Source organism: Yoonia sp., assembly GCF_030731595.1.
GTDB lineage: Bacteria > Pseudomonadota > Alphaproteobacteria > Rhodobacterales > Rhodobacteraceae > Yoonia.
Window position 1 is genome coordinate 1 of record NZ_JANQTS010000082.1, and the last position, 16,089, is coordinate 16,089.

Consider the following 16,089-nt stretch of genomic DNA (forward strand, 5'->3'; position numbering starts at 1 on the left):
CTGGATGGATATACAGGTCACTTATGCAGGTTTACTCTGGTGTCATCCCTGTCGGCGCGGCAATTCCGCACTAAGTTCGGACCACATGCAACGATGGAAGTGCAATGCTGATCCTGACCCATGACACTGTGCGCAACCCCGCGATTCTGGCCGTCAGGCAATTGCCGCGCAAGTTTTTCGGGCGCGTCACTGTCTGGCCCAAAGGCAAGGTTGGCCTGCGGGGCATTGCGCGGATCGCCGTCGAGTTCCAGTGGGTGCGCTACACCGTGTCGCTCTTGCCGCTTGTGATGATTGGTTTGGTCTGGAACGATCTGGCGATGCCTTTGGCGCAGGCGCCCATCTTGATGCTGGTCCTGATCTGGTGGGTTGAAATGCGGGTGTTGCGCGTGCCGAAATCCAAGCGGGGCCAGATCATTGACGCAGCCGACGCAGAACGCGGGCTGGACCTTTTGCGCGTACAGGCCCGCGCGGTACTCACACAGATCGCCGCACTCCGGGACTTGCGCAGCGGCCAATTGCATCTTGTCGTCGAACAATCCGACTTGGGACTTTTTGCGCCCCTGACCTATGTCACGGTCCAGAGTGAAGACGGCCCCGCCGTGCTGGCACTGACCCGCCAAGAGCGTGACATCATCGCGCAGGGTCTGTTTCAAGCGCCACTCGACGAAGGGCTGTTGCTGCGGATCAACCAGTCGCAAAACACCTTCCTGCGCGATATCACGCTTAATGCGCGCGGCGTGTCGGCCCATGCGCGGCTGGCGGCGGCGCTGGCCTGAACTTAATGCGACAGGTCGATCAACTGCCCAAAGGGCGCGGTTAGCGCCCCCGCATCCGGCACCGCCCAGATCACGCGCAACCCACGAGGCGGCGGCCCCGGATCGCCCTCCAGATCCGTCAGAATAACAAGAGCCGCAGCACCCAGATCGCGGGCCTCCTGTACGACAGGCACAAAGGCTGTCCCGCCACCGCGCGGTAAATCGGGCAAGCTGATCTGCGTCTGGCTTGGCTCAATCCGCGCGCGGTAGCGAATACCGTCATCAAACACCAAAAGGTGCAATTCCGCGCGCATCCGGCGGGTGATCCCCAGAACCTCGGCCCAGAAAAGCGCAAGCCGCGCGTCGTCGATACTGCCCGAGGCATCAAGTGCAACGGCAATCCGCGGCACATCGCTTAATGGCGAAGAACCCGGCTCGAACCCCGGTGATGGGCCACCGGACCGCGCGGCCTGTGCGGTCCCTGCCAGCCAGCGGCGCGAAGGACGGTGCGGGGCCACACGCGGGGCCACGGTGACCGCCCGCGTCAGGGTGCGCCGCAGGATCAGCTCCCACGGGGTGCGCGGTTGTGGAATATCGAAAACCGCGTGACCGATCAGACCGATCCCACGCCCCGCCTGCTGCCCGACATCGACCGCGCGGGCCAGATTTTGCCGCCAACGCGCGTCTTGTTCCAGATCGCCCGCCGCGCCTTCGCCGTCTGCGGATGGCGCGACATCAGGATCAAAGCTGCGCTCTTGCGCATAGCCACGGGCCTTGTCCTGCGCCTTGCCTGCCCCGCCCTCGCCCGTCATCAGTGCAAAATAAAGCCGGTCGATATCCCATGTGGCCAGCGCCTCTTGTGGTGACAGATCCTGTTCCAAAGCTTCGGCCAGCAGACCCGTGAGAGTGACCGCAGGGCGTGGCAGCGCATACTCGGCCAGCAACAGCGTTTCGTTCACAAGGGCATCGGCGGCAAGGTTGTAAAGTGCGGCATCAAAGCCACCCCCCAAGCGCGTTTGCAGGTGTGTCAGGCGCGCTGAATGGCGCAAGGCCACGTGCAGGATATGATGTGCCGCAACCCCGATCTGTTCGTGCCGTGCAAGTGTTTCGAAGTCCGGGCCATAGGAGATCGTGCTGCCATCGGTACAGGTCGCATCCCCATCACGGTGGTCACACCAGAGCGACAAGGCGGCAAGCGCAGGGTCCGCCTCGACCAAGGCGCGCAAGGCCGGACTGGCACGTTTCGAATGCGCCGATGTCACGCGAGCCCGCGTTGCTGGCGGTCGGCCACATAGGCAGCATAGGATTGTGAGGTGCGAAACGCCTCTTGCAGGTCGTGTTTGAGCGCCTTTTCAATCAGCAACTCAAACCCGTAGGTGCAAAGTTCACCCAAAGGAAGCGTCGCAAATTCCCGCCTGTCCTCGGTCTGGGCCAAGGTCCCAATACCGGCCATGACGTCAATGACATCCGCCATGTGCGCTTTGTCGGCCAAAGTGACCAACGCATAGATCAAGGCCGTCAGACCATGCAAGCTGGCGGGGTACATCGCGCCCCTCTGGGACGGTTTCGCCTCGAGCATCGCGGTCGCCTGAACCGATATGGCGACGTCTTCGGCAATCAGGATGAACTCGGCTGCGGGTGCTTCGCCCAAGGTGCCCGCCAGCAGGATATCGCGCAGCATCTTGTCCTGGACCGCATACATGATGGTGCTGGCCCGCGCCCAAGACCGGGGCGTGCAGGCAATCATCTGCCCGCGCCGCAAGGTATCTTCGGTTGTTTCCAGCAGGTCGGGCCTTGTACGGATAAAGGCCGTCACCGCCGGGTGCAGACCATTTGGCACGGCATAGCCTGTCAGCCAATCGGTGGCTGCCGCCCGGATCGACAGATGGATCAGCCGGTCCGACAGCGCCGTGCCCATCTCATAGGCAAGCGCGCCGTCCTCAACCGCATTGCCGGCAGCCACGATAAAGGTTGTATCCGGCAGCCGATGCCGTCCGACGCGCCGCTCTTGCAGCAGACCGTAGACAGTGGGTTGGAGCGTCGGTGCAGCGGCCGTCAATTCGTCCAGAAACAGGATCGCGGGGGCTGCGGGATCATCGGGCAAATCCTCGGGGCGATACCAGACCGTGCGGCGTGTCTCGTGGTCATAAAACGGCAGGCCCCGCAGGTCCTGTGGTTCGATCGTTGTCAGGCGCAGATCAACCAGCTTGGCCCCGGTCTCGTTGGCCAATTGCTGCACGATATCCGTTTTGCCGATCCCCGGACGGCCATGCAGCATCCATGATGCGGTCATCGTGCCCGCTTTTTGTTCCGCATAGCCTAATCGCAAGGCCTCAAGCGCCTGCCCTGCCGAAATTGCCGTCGTATTCAGAGACATGTGCCACGCCCTTGTTTCCTCGTCAGGTAACTAGCCTAACTGGCCTTGAGGACAACAGTCGCTTGTTTCCAATCCGAAGCGCACTGTGCGTGCAGCCTTGCGGATGCGCCAATCACGCCCGGCGTGCGATCCAAAGACGCTTGATGCCGGGAGAAAGCGACCACAGGATGAAAACCAACGCCAAACCCAAGATGGTCCCGCTGATGGGGCGGGTAAAAAACACGGTCCAGTCCTGCTGGGCGTTTGCCATGGATGTGAGGAAGTAACGCTCTGCCAGAGGGCCAAGGATCACGCCAAGCACCAAAGGTGCCGATGGAAAACCGACCCGCTTCATCCCCCAGCCCAGCACGCCGAAGGCAAGGCAGACATAGACGTCAAAGATGTTATTGCGCACCCCGAATGCACCCACAACGCTCAGCACGATGATGAAGGCGGCAAGGATCGCGGGCGGTGTGCGCATCAAGGTCGAGAACAGTTGCGCCACGCCGATACCTGCAAAAATCATCAAGATATTGGCAATGATCATGGCGGCAAAAATCGTATAGACCATTGTCGGGTCCATTATGAACAACAGCGGCCCCGGGCTGACGCCATGCAGCATCATGGCCGCCAGCATGATCGCGGTTGCCGCACTGCCCGGAATACCCAGCGTCAAGAGTGGAACCATAGCCGCACCCGTTGTCGCATTCTTGGCAGCCTCGGGAGCCGCCAGTCCTTCTTCGACACCGGTACCAAAGTCTTTGCCCCGTTTGGAAACCTGCTTTTCAATGCCATAGGCGATGACCGCGCCCGGCGTGGCCCCTGCACCGGGGATCATGCCGATCAGACAGCCGATCCCCGTGCCCCTTGCTATGGCACCCTTTACGTTCAGGATGTCGCGAAAGCTGGCGCCGATTGCCTTGCCTTGGGACTTCTTTGGCCGCAGGTCCCTGTTGGTTGCCAGTAGATCCACCACTTCGCCAATCGCGAACAGGCCGATCATCACCACGACAAAACGAATGCCGCTTTCCATTTCGGGCACGCCGAAACTGAAACGCGCCTGCCCGTAAAGCGGATCAACACCCACGGTGCCCACGACGATACCCAATAGCAAGGAAACCATCGTAATCACCGGCTGGTCCTTGGCAATCGCGATGACGCTGACAAGGCCGAGAATGGTGGCTGCAAAAAATTCAGGTTGCGAGAACTTCAGCGCAAAGCTTGCAAATGGGGCCGACAGGAACGCCAGCACCAGAGCGCTGACCAAGCCGCCTGTCGCAGAAGCGGTCACGGCAATCGTCAGGGCGCGTTTCGCTTCGCCCCGCTTGGTCATGGGGTATCCGTCCCATGTGGCAGGCAAAGAAGCGGGCGTCCCCGGCACATTGATCAAAATGGCCGAGATCGAGCCGCCAAAGACACCGCCCACATATATGCCGCCCAAAAACAGCATGGATTGGGTCGGCTCCATCACATAGGTAAAGGGCAAGGCCATCGCCATGGCGTTCACGAACGAGATGCCGGGCAAGGCCCCCGCGACAACGCCCACCAACAGGCCCGTGACAATCGTCATGAACGACCAGAATTGGAATGCGGCCAGAAATCCGCCGCCCAGTAGATCTAACGCAGCCATCAGGTTTCCAATCCGCTAGTAAATCCCGGTCGCCCGCAGCAACCAGATACTGAAATTATCAAAAACGCCAGCGCCGCGCGGCAAGGGCATCAGCGCCAATCCCATGAACAGCCACAACAGCGCGATGGTCCCGATCAGGGTCACCGGCACGACGACAAGCAGGTTACGCAGCCCGCCGAAAAGGCACCAGACCAGGATAAAGATCGCAGTGGCCGTGGCAAAACCGATCTTGGGCAGAAGCCAGCCATAGGCCACGATCATGATCAGCCCGATGATCGCTTTGCCGAAATGATAGGGCGTGTCTTCGACAGGAATGGACAGTGTCGGCTTGCGGCCCGCAGCACTCAGCACCCAGATGTCGCGCGCGATCCAGAGGGCCGCGAAAACCGCCATACCCATCAGCATCGCGCGCGGCCATGCAGCAGGGCCAAGGCCGACCCGGCTTGCCGTTTGATCGCTTTGAAACATGTGACCCGGCAAGACAAGTGCCAGCACCAAAAGCGCCAAAGGTATCAGCGTCGGCAAAAGACGGAGGAAACCGGGAGGGATACCCCTCCCGGCCTGTGGCATCTGGCCAAGGTCTTGATTTGGTTTTGCAGACGCCATTGATCCCGCCCCCGCCTAGTTGGCGAGTTGTGCCGCGATCAGATCGCGGAAGTCGCTGACCATGGCTTGCGCAGCGTCGCCCGTCACAGGCGTGATGCAAGAGTAGGTCTTGGTGCAGAAAGCTTTCCACTCATCCGATGCGGTTGCTGTTGCAACTGCTTCCGACAGTTTGGCGACAATATCTGCGGGCGTCCCAGCGGCCACAGCGATGGTGCGGTAGTTATCAAGGCCCGAGATATCGATGCCAAGCTCGGCCGATGTCGGCACATCCGGAAACTCTGGATGCCGCTCTGCTGCGAAAACGACGACCGGAACAAGCTGGCCCGCCTGCACAAACTGCGCCACATCGCCGGGCTCTTCATAGATCGCGGCTGTATGCCCGCCGATGGGGGACGCATAGCGCTCTGCGGGGGCCTGGAATGGTACGTTCTCCATCTGGATGCCCGCATTCGCCAAAAGCTTGAGCGTCACATCGTCCTGCGTGCCATAGCCTGAAGTGGCGACCGTGATGGCACCGGGATTGCCTCTGGCAAACTCGAACAGCGCCTCTGCTGTTTGATGCGCGCCGCTGGACGGCACAAACAGGAACGAGGGCGAGCTTTGCACGACCGCGATGACTTCAAAGTCTTCAGGCTTGTTGTCGCCCAGACCAGAGGCCCAGGACGCGACAGTCAGCGAAATCAGCGTGCCCATCGTATAGCCGTCCGCAGGGTTGGTGCGCAGCTGTGTCAGCCCCGCATTGCCCGAAGCACCGCCGACGTTGGACACAGGAATGGACACGCCCAGCGGCCCTTCCATCAGTTGGGCCATTGTGCGACCCATCAGATCCGCACCACCGCCCGGACCGAATGTCACGATCAGCTCGACCGGACGGTCAGGATAGCCCTGGGCCATTGCGGTTCCGCCCATGGCCATTGCACCCATCAGCAGCGTCGCGCCCAGTGTTGTCTTGTTCAGTAGAGTCTTCATGTCTTCCTCCCGTTTATGGTTTGTGACCCGGATTCTTGACCTTCCCGGGGCCTTTCGTTTTGCGGCCTCCCCCTCCTCCAAGGGATGAACCGCGTCATTTAAGCTGTCATTTCAGCCAGCCTTAATCGTTGGATTTTGCCCGACGGTCCTTTGGGCAATTCGTCCATGATATGAACGACGTCAGGGCATTTGAATTTGCCCAGCTTTTGCAAGCACAGCGCCACAAGCTCGGATTGCAAGACCGTGGCACCGTCACGCAGTTTCACAGCAGCTTCGACCCTTTCGCCGTAACTGGCGCAATGGCGGGCGAATGCCGCAGCCTCGACCACATCAGGATGGGAATAAAGCGCCTCGTCAACCTCGCGGGGTGCGATGTTCTCGCCACCTTTGATGATCAGTTCTTTCAGACGCCCCGTGACAAAAACATATCCATCCGCGTCCATCTTCCCCAGATCGCCCGTGCGCAGCCATCCTGCCTCTGTAAAGGTGGCCTGCGTCGCTTCGGGGTTCTTGTAATATTCCCGCATGACGTTTGGCCCGCGGATCACGATCTCGCCCTCGGTCCCGCAGGGCACGGGCTTGAGGTCGGATGACAGGATCGCAACCGCATTGCCGTATGCCTTGCCGGGCGATCCGATCTTGCGCAACCCGGGCGGCAAGGGGTTGGACAGGATTTGCGCAGCGGTTTCGGTCAACCCCATCGTTTCGATGATCGGGATGCCAAAGCGCGTCTCGAATGCAGAGTGCGTTTCAACGGCAAGTGCCGCCGAGGCCGAACGGCCAAACCTGATCCGTGCCTTGGTCGCTGCATCAGGGTCGGTTTCTCCGTGCAACAGGTGCGAAATGATCGTTGGCACTACCGAAAACCATGTGATGTCATGTGCCGCACAGGTCTTCCAGAACCGGCTGGCCGAGAATTTTTCGCAGACAACCACCGATCCGCCAGAGATCAGTGGCCCCATCACGGTTACGCAGAGCCCGTTGATATGGTAGATCGGCAGCACGCAGAGGGCGCGGTCCTTATCCGTCAGGTGATGGGCCAAAGTCGTTGTCCAGCCGCCCGCCAGCAGGCTGGCATGGGTGTGCAACACGCCTTTGGGCCGCCCTGTCGTGCCGGATGTATACATCAGCATCGCATCATCCTGTGATGCCAGATCACACAGGGTCCCCGATGGCGTGCCTTCCGGCCAGTCGATTGCATCGCTGACGACAATGCGCCGCCCTTTGACGGGATGGGCCGCAGCGGCACCTGCGTACAAGTCCTGCTGTGCGGCCCCTACCAAGACCACCTGCGCATCGGAATGCGTCAGGGCATAGCCCATCGCCTCCGCCCCTGCCCCGAGGTTGATCAGCGCCGTGCGAAAGCCGCCATAAAGCACACCGAACAGGCACAGAATGCCGGGCCTGCCATTGGGCAACATCAGCGCGACACTTTCGCCTTTGGCCAGACCCAGACCGGACAGCTTGCCAGCGATTTCAGCCGCTGACCTGCGCAACTCCGCCCATGTGAGCGGCTCTGCATCAAGGAAATAGTGGCTTATTTCTGCGCCCTGCCCGTCAGCGCGGGCATCAAGCCAGCTGCGCACCGTACCTGTCGGCGGAGATGCGGTCACTTGCGTCATTTTCCCGCCTCGGCCCAATAGGACCCAAAGATCGCATCAAGGCCGGGTTCGCGCGACGGGATCGGGCGGACCACCTTGGTGCGCTGCATGAAATGCCGCCAATGCAAATTGTCGTCGATCGAATTGCCGCCCCAGCTGCCGCATCCCATCGACAGGGAAAACGGCAAGCCGTTCTCGAACGACCCGCCGGTGGCAAAAGTATGGGCCTGATTGACGATCACCCGGCAGGTCGGCATGTGCCGCCCAAGATCTGTCGGACGGTCCGGGTCCGTCGTGTGCAAGCCAATCGAATGGCCCGCACCCTGATAGGCCAAGACCCGCTTTGTGATGGCAACCGCATCGTCATAATCGCGCGCCCGATAAAGGGCCACCACACGGCTGAGTTTTTCACCCGACAAGGGATGATCCGGGCCGATGCCATCTGTTTCAACTGCGATAAATCTGGTTCCCGCAGGCACAGAGCCCGCAAGCCCCAGCTTGTCGATCATGACATCCGCATCCTTGGCGATCACGTCACGGTTCAGGTGGCCATGCGGCCAAAGCTTTGCGATGATGCCTGCCGCCTGCGCATCGGGCACCAATGCGCCCCCTTCTTTGGACATGGCCGCAACAAATGCGTCATAGACTGCATCGACGACCACAAGCGCGTTTTCCGACGAACAAGAGGTGGCATTGTCGAACGTCTTGGAGGCCGCAATCTTTGCCGCCGCCAGCGCAAGATCGGCGGTTTCATCGACGATCACGGTGACATTGCCCGCGCCCACACCGATAGCCGGCGTCCCGCTGGAATAGGCACGGCGGACATTGTCCTGACTGCCCGTGACCACGGCTAGGTCGGCCAGTTCCAGCAAACGCTGGGTGTCGGCTTTTGTCCCCGGCGGCGGGATCATCTGCACAAGGCGTTTGTCTTCGCCGATCTTGTCGAATTCCGCGTGGATAAACTCCAGCAGCATCACACAACAGGCAACACCCTTGGGTGAGGGTGACAGAATGATCGCATTACCGCATTTCAGCGCGTTGATGACATTGTTGGCAGGCGTGGCCGCAGGGTTGGTCGAGGGAACCACGGCCCCGATGACACCAAGCGGTCGGGCAATTTCTGTCACCCCTGTGGCGGGGTCGTCGGATACGATGCCAAAGGTCTGCGCACCCGCAATATCGCGCATCAGGCCAAGCGTCTTGCGGTGGTTCTTGGTGATCTTGTCAGGCACATTCCCAAGACCTGTGGTCTGCACCGCAAGCTCTGCCAGCATCCGGTTGCGCGCAGGTTCCATAATCGCCCAAGCCGCTGCCTGTGCGGCACGGTCATAGCGCGCCTGACTGCCCTCTGCCTCATAAAGGGCCTGTGCTGCGCGGGCGTCGGCGATCAGGGCATCCACGGGGCTAGGATCGGCAGAAGTCAACATTCAAAACCTTTATTGTCGGTTGGCATCAATGAACGCTAAGCCATGAAAATAGTATTGCAAATGTTTTCATAAAATCGCAGACTCGTGCCGAATTATCATGAAAAAACAAGCGTATAAAGTTGATATCACCTCTGTGGCCAAGGCCGCTGGCGTTTCTGCGGCCACAGTCTCGCGGGTGATGAATCACCCTGATCTGGTCAATCCCGCAACGCGCAAAAAGGTCGAAACCGCGATCCGCAAGACCGGCTATATCCGCAACCGCGCGGCACAGGCGATGCACGGGCGGCGCAGCGCGACACTGGGGCTTGTGGTACCGACGGTGAACTATTCGATCTTTGCGGAACTGGTGCAATCCTTCAATGATGCGGTCACCGATCTGGGCTTTACCCTCCTGCTGGCCACACATGGGTATGACCTCAAGGCCGAATATCAGGTCCTGCGCAAACTGCTGGAACATCGCGTCGACGGGATCGCCCTGATCGGCCTTGATCACAGCGACGATACCTACAGGCTTCTGGCCTCTCAGGATGTGCCTGTCGTCGCGGTCTGGAGCTATTCCGAAACCTCACCCCTGTCCTGCATCGGTGCGGACAACCGCGAGGCGGGGCGTCTGGCGGCAGAGCATCTTTTGTCGCTGGGCCATCAGCGCATCGGTTTCATCTTTCCGCCGACCGATGAGAATGATCGCGCGCGCGGACGCCTGCAAGCCGTCCAATCCGTGTTCGAGGACGCAGGAATCACAATCCCTGATACGTGGTCAGTGCAGTCTCTTTATAGCATCGCGCAAGCCAAAGCCGCCTGCCTGGAGCTTTTGGGGCGCGAACAGGGACTGACAGCGCTGGTTTGCGGCAACGACATCATTGCACAGGGTGCGATATCAGGCGCGATGCAACGCGGGCTGCGGGTTCCGCAGGACCTGTCGATCATCGGGATCGGTGATTTTGCGGGCTCTGCGGATATCTATCCCGCCTTGTCGACGGTCCATATTCCGGCACAAGAAATCGGTGCGCAGGCGGGCCGGTATCTTGTCGAACGTATCGCTGATTTCGATGCCAAGGATATCGTCAGGTGCAAGATCGAAGTCACCCTCAAACTGCGCGAAACGACCGCACCTCTTGTCGCGAAGTGACCCAAGATACTGCCCCGTTGCTTTACGCCCGCACCGCCGCGCGCCTGTTCCCGATTAGGTCAAGCGTCTCGGCCCACCCTTGCAAGAATCTTTCCTCAAGAAGACGGCCCTGACGATAGGGCGACAAGTTGCCCGCGGCATCCTTGTCAGCGACAAGATCTGTCATCACCTGTTTCAGGTCATTGATTGACCCGCGGCGAAAGACCATCGCTCCGCCCCGCACATGATCATTCAGTCCGTCGATATCGGCACAGATCAGGTGCCTTCCCGCACTCAGCGTCTCGATGGCGACCAGCCCATAAGCTTCCCATCGGGACGGCATGACAACTGCATCAACCTGTGCAAGGGCTGTGACAGGGTCCGCGGCAAAGCCGCGAAAGACGATACGTTCATCGTCGCCGGCCAGCTCGCGCAGCATTGGTTCCTGATCGCCTTCGCCGAAGATGTGCAATCTCAGTTCGGGGTTCTTGCAGGCCCGAAATGCGACGATGAGCGAGTCAAAGCCCTTCTGGAAATCCAGACGCCCGATCGCGCCGAAAACGCGGACGGGCCCATGTGGGGCCGTCAGGTTCCGGAAGGCTTCCAGATTGACGCAGGACTGGATCGTGGTGATTTTTTGCGGCGCGCATAACCCGCGGGATTTGATCCACTCGGCCTGTGCCTCGCTGACCGCAATGATGTGATCGAAGATCGAGAACGAGACTTTCAGCAATGCTGCAAACCGGCGCTTGTTCTGTACGTTGAGCGCAACAAAGGCTTCTGTATAGCTGTGTTCGATATGCAGAAACGGCTTGGAGGCGTTGCTGGCCCGCATGGCAAGCAAGGCAGGCAGGCTGCGCCAACTGACGGCCAGATGCGAGACGAGGATATCGGCATCAAATGGCTTTGCGATCAACTTCCCGCGCTTCACATGCAGCACGCGATGTTCGCCGAACGTCGCCATATCCGCGGAGGTGCGGATGAATTCGACCACCCGCATCACCCCGCCGGCAGTGGCGTCGTCAACCAAGTGTAGGATCACTGGACGGGCGTTCATGTTCGTGCCGCCCGTTGAGACATGATCGCAGCCAAGGCTTCGCGTCCGCCCAAAGCCAAAGCGGCAGTCGCAAGAATGGTGACAGCGCTCTTGAGCGGTTCTTCGAAGAGCGGACGCTTTGATTCCCGCAAGGAGGCCAGCAAAAGCCTTTGTGCCCGCTCGGCATCAAGATCGCTAATCGCGCGCCGCGCCAGATAGCGCAACTGGTAGGCGCGGGCCACCGGTGCGTGCCGGGTAAAGAATGCGGGGGCCAAAGGCGTAAGCTTGGTCACCATATTTTCCCATGCCATGTGCTGACGATCTGTCGCGGCGGACAGCCCGTTTGCACTGATCCGGTATCGGGTCAGCAGACCGGGGACACCTTCGAAAATCCAATCCGTGCTCAGAGCAATGCGCAGCCAGCATTCAATGTCTTCGGACTGGCGAAAGGTCTCGTCAAAGTACCAGTCGCGCTCGGTCTCGGAGGCGGGGCGAAAGGCGATGGCATCAAAAACAGCGCGCCTGATGACAGGGGCAGAGCCATTGCCGATCGGATTGCGTTTGAAAACATGAACGGCTTCGATGTTCTTGAGGCGCGGCTTCTGGCTCTGGCCAAGGAAATCGCCGTTGTCGTCGATCAGGGATGACCCTGCGTAGCTGACCCCGACTGCCGGATCCGATTGAAGATGCTGCACGTGGGCTGCCAGCTTACCCGGCTCCCAGATGTCGTCGGCGTCACAAAATCCGATAAACGCACCTTCCGCCACGGCAATACCTGTATTGCGCGCGCCTGCCAGACCGCGATTGCGCTGTCTGATGAAACGGACCCGAGGGTCTGTCTGATAAGACTTTGCAATCGCATAGGTCGCGTCGCTTGACCCGTCGTCGACGATGACAATTTCGAAGTCTTCAAACGTCTGTGCGAGGAGGGCATCAAGCGTTTCACAGAGCGTCTTTGCGACATTGAAGGCTGGAACTACGATCGTGGCGAGTGGCATGGGAAAATCCTTCTTGGATTAGCGAGAAAAGATGAACTGGTTAAGACGGCCGGGCAGTACGAGCGATACAATTGCCCCGGCGATTGTGAGGAAGCCTCGCTTTGGAGAACTGAAAAAACCGGATGGGCTGGCCCAAAGACCTTGCAGTGCAAATTTCAGAGCATCGGCGCGACCATGCCCAAGCCGGAGCGCGCGCCGCGCCAGATAGCGCAGATGGATTGCGTTCGCCCATGGCGTCGGGGCAAATCCGAAATACGCGGCTGATTGCAGGGCGATTTCTCTGCTCTGGGCCATGCTGGACAGATCGGCAGACAGGCCGTGGGCGCTGGCGCGGTAGTAGGTCTGGCACTTGTCGATCCCGATAACGCGGGCACCGGCACCGACCAAGCGGATCAGCCACTCGAGGTCTTCATTGTGGATGATGTCTTTCTTGAAGCCCTGCGATGCGATGAAGGTCATGCGACGCACCGCCATGTTCGACATGGTACACACAGGGTTTTCACCCAGCAGCATCGGGATCGACAGATCAGTGCGCGGGACTGTTGAAAAGACAGATGCCTCATGCGGATTTTTGGTGAAGAAGGCGATCTGGCCATAAGCGCCGTCGACCTCGGGATCGGCGAAAGCCACGTCAAGTTCAGCCAGCTTTGTCGGGCTCCAGACATCGTCTGCATCGCAAAATGCGATGATGTCGCCGCTGGCAAGCACCTTTGCGCCAAGGTTGCGTGCTGTGCTCGGGCCTTTGGAGACGTTGAACGCGAGCTTGATTCTGGGATCTCTGGCCGCCGCGTCACGGATGATCTCGCAGGTCAGGTCGGTGGATCCGTCATCGACGCAGATCGCTTCCCATGAGGGACAGGTTTGGGCGCGCAGACTGTCCAAAGTCTCGGGCAATGTATGTGCTGCGTTGAAGCAGGGAATGACGATAGAAAACTTTGGCATTGTTCAAGCCTCGACTGGGGTGGTGGAAAATGCGGTCAGAATGGCCGGGATTGATGCGATCACCATGATCGTGGTTGCTGTCACCGCATAGCCGACGGCCACAACGGTCAGGCCGAAGGGGGCAAGCACAAGAGTGTTCAACACGACGCCGATGGTCAGAACGATGGTCACCAGCAGTTCGATCTCTGGACGCTCGTTGGCGCGCAACCATCCGGCGGCAGCGGTCCAAAGGGTCGTCGGGATCGCTATAAGACAAAGGATCGCAACAATATCGGAAATGCCGTCCCATCCATCGCCAAACAGGAATGGCACATAATAAGGGGCGGCAAGGGCCTGTGCGATCACAACCGGGCTGATCAGGCCAAGGCCGATCAGAATGCTGTTGCGCAGTGCAGCCACGCGATCAACCGTCCGTGTCAGATGCGGAAACAGAACGGTCGAGAAGGCCACGGTAAAGGCATTCGACAGGCTCAGCCCGGCGTTGAACGCCATGAAGTAGAGGCCCAGCGCATCCGCTCCCATTGTCATACCGATCACCAGCTTGTCAGCCTGCAAGCGCAGGGCCTTGACCAGTTCAACGCCCAGGACGGAACGGCCATAGGTCAGGAAAGGGCGCAGCGGCGCAAATCCTGCAGACCGGTCAACCGTCCACGGGTGCAGACGGCGCACCGCAATCAGCCAGATCGGCGCAGACAGCAGACGCGGCAGCAAAAGCGCCAAGGCAGATGGCCAAACAAGAACCAGCACGACCGACATCAGGTTTGCCCCGACAACCTGCGCCCCCGCGATAGAGGCTGTCTGCTTGAGTTTCCCTGCCCGCATGGCGAGGGCCACATGAACAAGGCCTGCGGGCATCAGCAGGTATTCCGCACCCAAGATCAGGATCAGCAGGGCAAGCAGCGTGTTGTCGCTGTAGAAAAGGAAACCGCCAGCGATGACGGCCTGCATCAAGAACAGACCGGTGCACCAGAACCAGAAAATCCGCTGTGCAGTTGCACAGACGGCGGCAAGGTCTTCTTCCTTGGCGGCGATGATCCTTTGACCAACACCGTTTTCCGTTAGCGACTTGAGGATGTCGCCCGCGGCAATGGCCGTGGCAGCAATACCGATTTCCTTCAACTCCATCGTGCGCGCAACGGCCATCACGACCAACAGCCGCGTTGCCTTAGAGGCAACCTCTGATGCGCCATAGGCCATCAGGTTTCCTATCAAGGCCTTGGATTGGGTGGTGATCGGCATGGTGTTTGAGTCCTGTTTTCGGGTTGAAGCCAGAACTAAAGCCTTGCGCAAACCAAGTCGCGGACGCCTCGGGCGAGAAAGAGGGAGCAAAGGTGAAGGATTGTATCCGTTCGTATAGCTGCCGATACAACGTTCCCGTAGACCATCAATCGTGATACCCGTAAGGAGAGACGAATTCATTTTGCGTGAGGCTGGCTTGTTATCTTCTTTCAAAAACCGCTGCGCTGCGTCTGCCCTGATCCTTGCTGCGGCCTGCGCCAGCTTTGACCCACCCGACAATCTGGAAGCCGTGGCCACCGGCGACGCGTATCAGGCGCAATACCGTGAACCTCATGTGACGCGGGAAAATGCAGAGTTCTTGCGTTCCGCCACTCTCAATGCCCAAAAGTGCCTGCCCTATGGCGGCTTTGACGGGCTTGGCAAAGGTTCCGCGATCGCTGCGGCAGCGCTGCGCGGCGAACGTCTCAGCCGCAATGATCTGGTTGATATCCGCATCGGCAATGACGAAACCTTCAATGGCGACTATGTCATCTCGCGCGACGGCACATTGAAACTGCCGTTCCTGTCGCCGATCCGCGCACAAGGCCGCACCACTGACCAGATCGAGGCGGACATCGCGCGCCAGCTCTTGGATAATGATTTTTACAGTGACGCGCCGCGTATTTCCGTGCGTGTCGCCGATTTCGCCTCTGTGACTGTTGGCGTTTCGGGCGCCGTTTTCGAACCGCGGGCTTCAGAAATCGGCGTTGTTGGCGGCAGCAGTCTGGACACCCGCCGGCAAGACGCTTTGGGTGCCTCGACCGAAGGTCGCAACCTGTCTGTCGCGCTCCGCTCTGCGGGCGGGATTCGCCCTGACGCCGATATTTCAGCGGTCGAAGTGCGTCGCGACGGTCAGCTTTACCGGATTGACATGCGCGGCGTGTTTGAAGGCCAGAACGCGGTCGATATCATGCTGCTGACAGGCGACGAGATATCGGTTCCAAGCCGCCAGTGCTTTCAGGAAGACCTGATGCGCCCGAGCCCGATCAGCCCACCGGGGGTCAGCCTTTACCTGTCAAACCTGACACAACCCGCAACCAATAACGCTTCGGCCGGGATCGGTCAGACAGTGCGAGAGATCCCCTATGGGACGCGCTATCTTCAGGCTGTGATCGACGCAAACTGTGTCGGCGGTTCGCGCAGCACCAGCGCGGCAAGATCATCGGTCTTGTTCACGCGCAACCCGATCACCGGTGTCTCTGCAGTCATCGAACGCGATATCGAGGATCTGCTGCGGCGCGCGGATCGGGATGATTATGACCCCTATCTGCTGCCGGGCGATGCGCTGGCTTGCTACGACAGCACAATCACCAACATCACGGAAATCGGCCGCGCGCTGAGTCTCGTCGGGGCAGTGGCGCTGCTCGAATAGATCGAAGCGCG

General features: G+C 59.8%; 14 protein-coding genes. 3 read left to right on the plus strand and 11 right to left on the minus strand.

What is annotated here, in order from left to right; genetic code table 11:
• Nucleotides 1–104: 104 nt before the first annotated feature.
• Complete coding sequence (locus NWQ23_RS08885) at nucleotides 105–776, plus strand: hypothetical protein (RefSeq protein WP_306165928.1); 672 nt, start codon at nucleotides 105–107, stop codon at nucleotides 774–776.
• Nucleotides 777–778: 2 nt separating this feature from the next.
• Here NWQ23_RS08885 and NWQ23_RS08890 read toward each other — a convergent pair whose 3' ends face one another.
• The 7 genes from NWQ23_RS08890 to NWQ23_RS08920 form a co-directional block, all read right to left on the minus strand.
• Nucleotides 779–2,017 (minus strand): VWA-like domain-containing protein, encoded by a 1,239-nt coding sequence (locus tag NWQ23_RS08890; RefSeq protein ID WP_306165929.1) that lies wholly within the window; start codon nucleotides 2,015–2,017, stop codon nucleotides 779–781.
• Nucleotides 2,014–3,132 (minus strand): AAA family ATPase, encoded by a 1,119-nt coding sequence (locus tag NWQ23_RS08895; protein WP_306165930.1) that lies wholly within the window; start codon nucleotides 3,130–3,132, stop codon nucleotides 2,014–2,016. Before NWQ23_RS08895 ends, NWQ23_RS08890 begins: the two co-directional genes overlap by 4 nt.
• 112 nt (nucleotides 3,133–3,244) lie before the next feature.
• Nucleotides 3,245–4,741: a tripartite tricarboxylate transporter permease gene (locus tag NWQ23_RS08900; RefSeq protein WP_306165931.1), complete on the minus strand. Its 1,497-nt coding sequence runs from the start codon at nucleotides 4,739–4,741 to the stop codon at nucleotides 3,245–3,247.
• Between the two features lie 15 nt (nucleotides 4,742–4,756).
• Nucleotides 4,757–5,311, minus strand: a complete 555-nt coding sequence (locus tag NWQ23_RS08905) for a tripartite tricarboxylate transporter TctB family protein (RefSeq protein WP_306165932.1) — start codon at nucleotides 5,309–5,311, stop codon at nucleotides 4,757–4,759.
• Between the two features lie 51 nt (nucleotides 5,312–5,362).
• Nucleotides 5,363–6,316: a tripartite tricarboxylate transporter substrate binding protein gene (locus NWQ23_RS08910; protein WP_306165933.1), complete on the minus strand. Its 954-nt coding sequence runs from the start codon at nucleotides 6,314–6,316 to the stop codon at nucleotides 5,363–5,365.
• 98 nt (nucleotides 6,317–6,414) lie between these two features.
• Nucleotides 6,415–7,938: an AMP-binding protein gene (locus NWQ23_RS08915; protein WP_306165934.1), complete on the minus strand. Its 1,524-nt coding sequence runs from the start codon at nucleotides 7,936–7,938 to the stop codon at nucleotides 6,415–6,417.
• Entirely contained in the window at nucleotides 7,935–9,344 is a 1,410-nt protein-coding gene (locus NWQ23_RS08920; protein ID WP_306165935.1) for an aldehyde dehydrogenase family protein, read from the minus strand. The genes NWQ23_RS08915 and NWQ23_RS08920 overlap by 4 nt, the downstream gene beginning before the upstream one ends.
• Nucleotides 9,345–9,441: 97 nt before the next feature.
• Between NWQ23_RS08920 and NWQ23_RS08925 the strand changes: the two genes are divergently transcribed.
• On the plus strand, nucleotides 9,442–10,473 hold the full coding sequence (locus NWQ23_RS08925) for a LacI family DNA-binding transcriptional regulator (RefSeq protein WP_306165936.1): 1,032 nt from the start codon (nucleotides 9,442–9,444) through the stop codon (nucleotides 10,471–10,473).
• 22 nt (nucleotides 10,474–10,495) lie between these two features.
• Here the strand turns inward: NWQ23_RS08925 and NWQ23_RS08930 are convergent, their stop codons facing one another.
• From NWQ23_RS08930 to NWQ23_RS08945, 4 genes are read right to left on the minus strand one after another with little or no spacing between them, the layout of a single operon-like run.
• Nucleotides 10,496–11,509, minus strand: coding sequence for a glycosyltransferase (locus NWQ23_RS08930; protein WP_306165937.1), 1,014 nt, complete (start codon nucleotides 11,507–11,509; stop codon nucleotides 10,496–10,498).
• On the minus strand, nucleotides 11,506–12,486 hold the full coding sequence (locus NWQ23_RS08935) for a glycosyltransferase family 2 protein (protein WP_306165938.1): 981 nt from the start codon (nucleotides 12,484–12,486) through the stop codon (nucleotides 11,506–11,508). Before NWQ23_RS08935 ends, NWQ23_RS08930 begins: the two co-directional genes overlap by 4 nt.
• An 18-nt stretch (nucleotides 12,487–12,504) precedes the next feature.
• On the minus strand, nucleotides 12,505–13,428 hold the full coding sequence (locus tag NWQ23_RS08940) for a glycosyltransferase family A protein (protein WP_306165939.1): 924 nt from the start codon (nucleotides 13,426–13,428) through the stop codon (nucleotides 12,505–12,507).
• A gap of 3 nt (nucleotides 13,429–13,431) precedes the next feature.
• The gene (locus tag NWQ23_RS08945; RefSeq protein WP_306165940.1) at nucleotides 13,432–14,667 is read right to left on the minus strand and encodes an oligosaccharide flippase family protein; all 1,236 of its coding nucleotides are present in this window, start codon (nucleotides 14,665–14,667) and stop codon (nucleotides 13,432–13,434) included.
• Nucleotides 14,668–14,863: 196 nt separating this feature from the next.
• Between NWQ23_RS08945 and NWQ23_RS08950 the strand changes: the two genes are divergently transcribed.
• Complete coding sequence (locus NWQ23_RS08950; protein WP_306165941.1) at nucleotides 14,864–16,078, plus strand: polysaccharide biosynthesis/export family protein; 1,215 nt, start codon at nucleotides 14,864–14,866, stop codon at nucleotides 16,076–16,078.
• Nucleotides 16,079–16,089 lie beyond the last annotated feature (11 nt).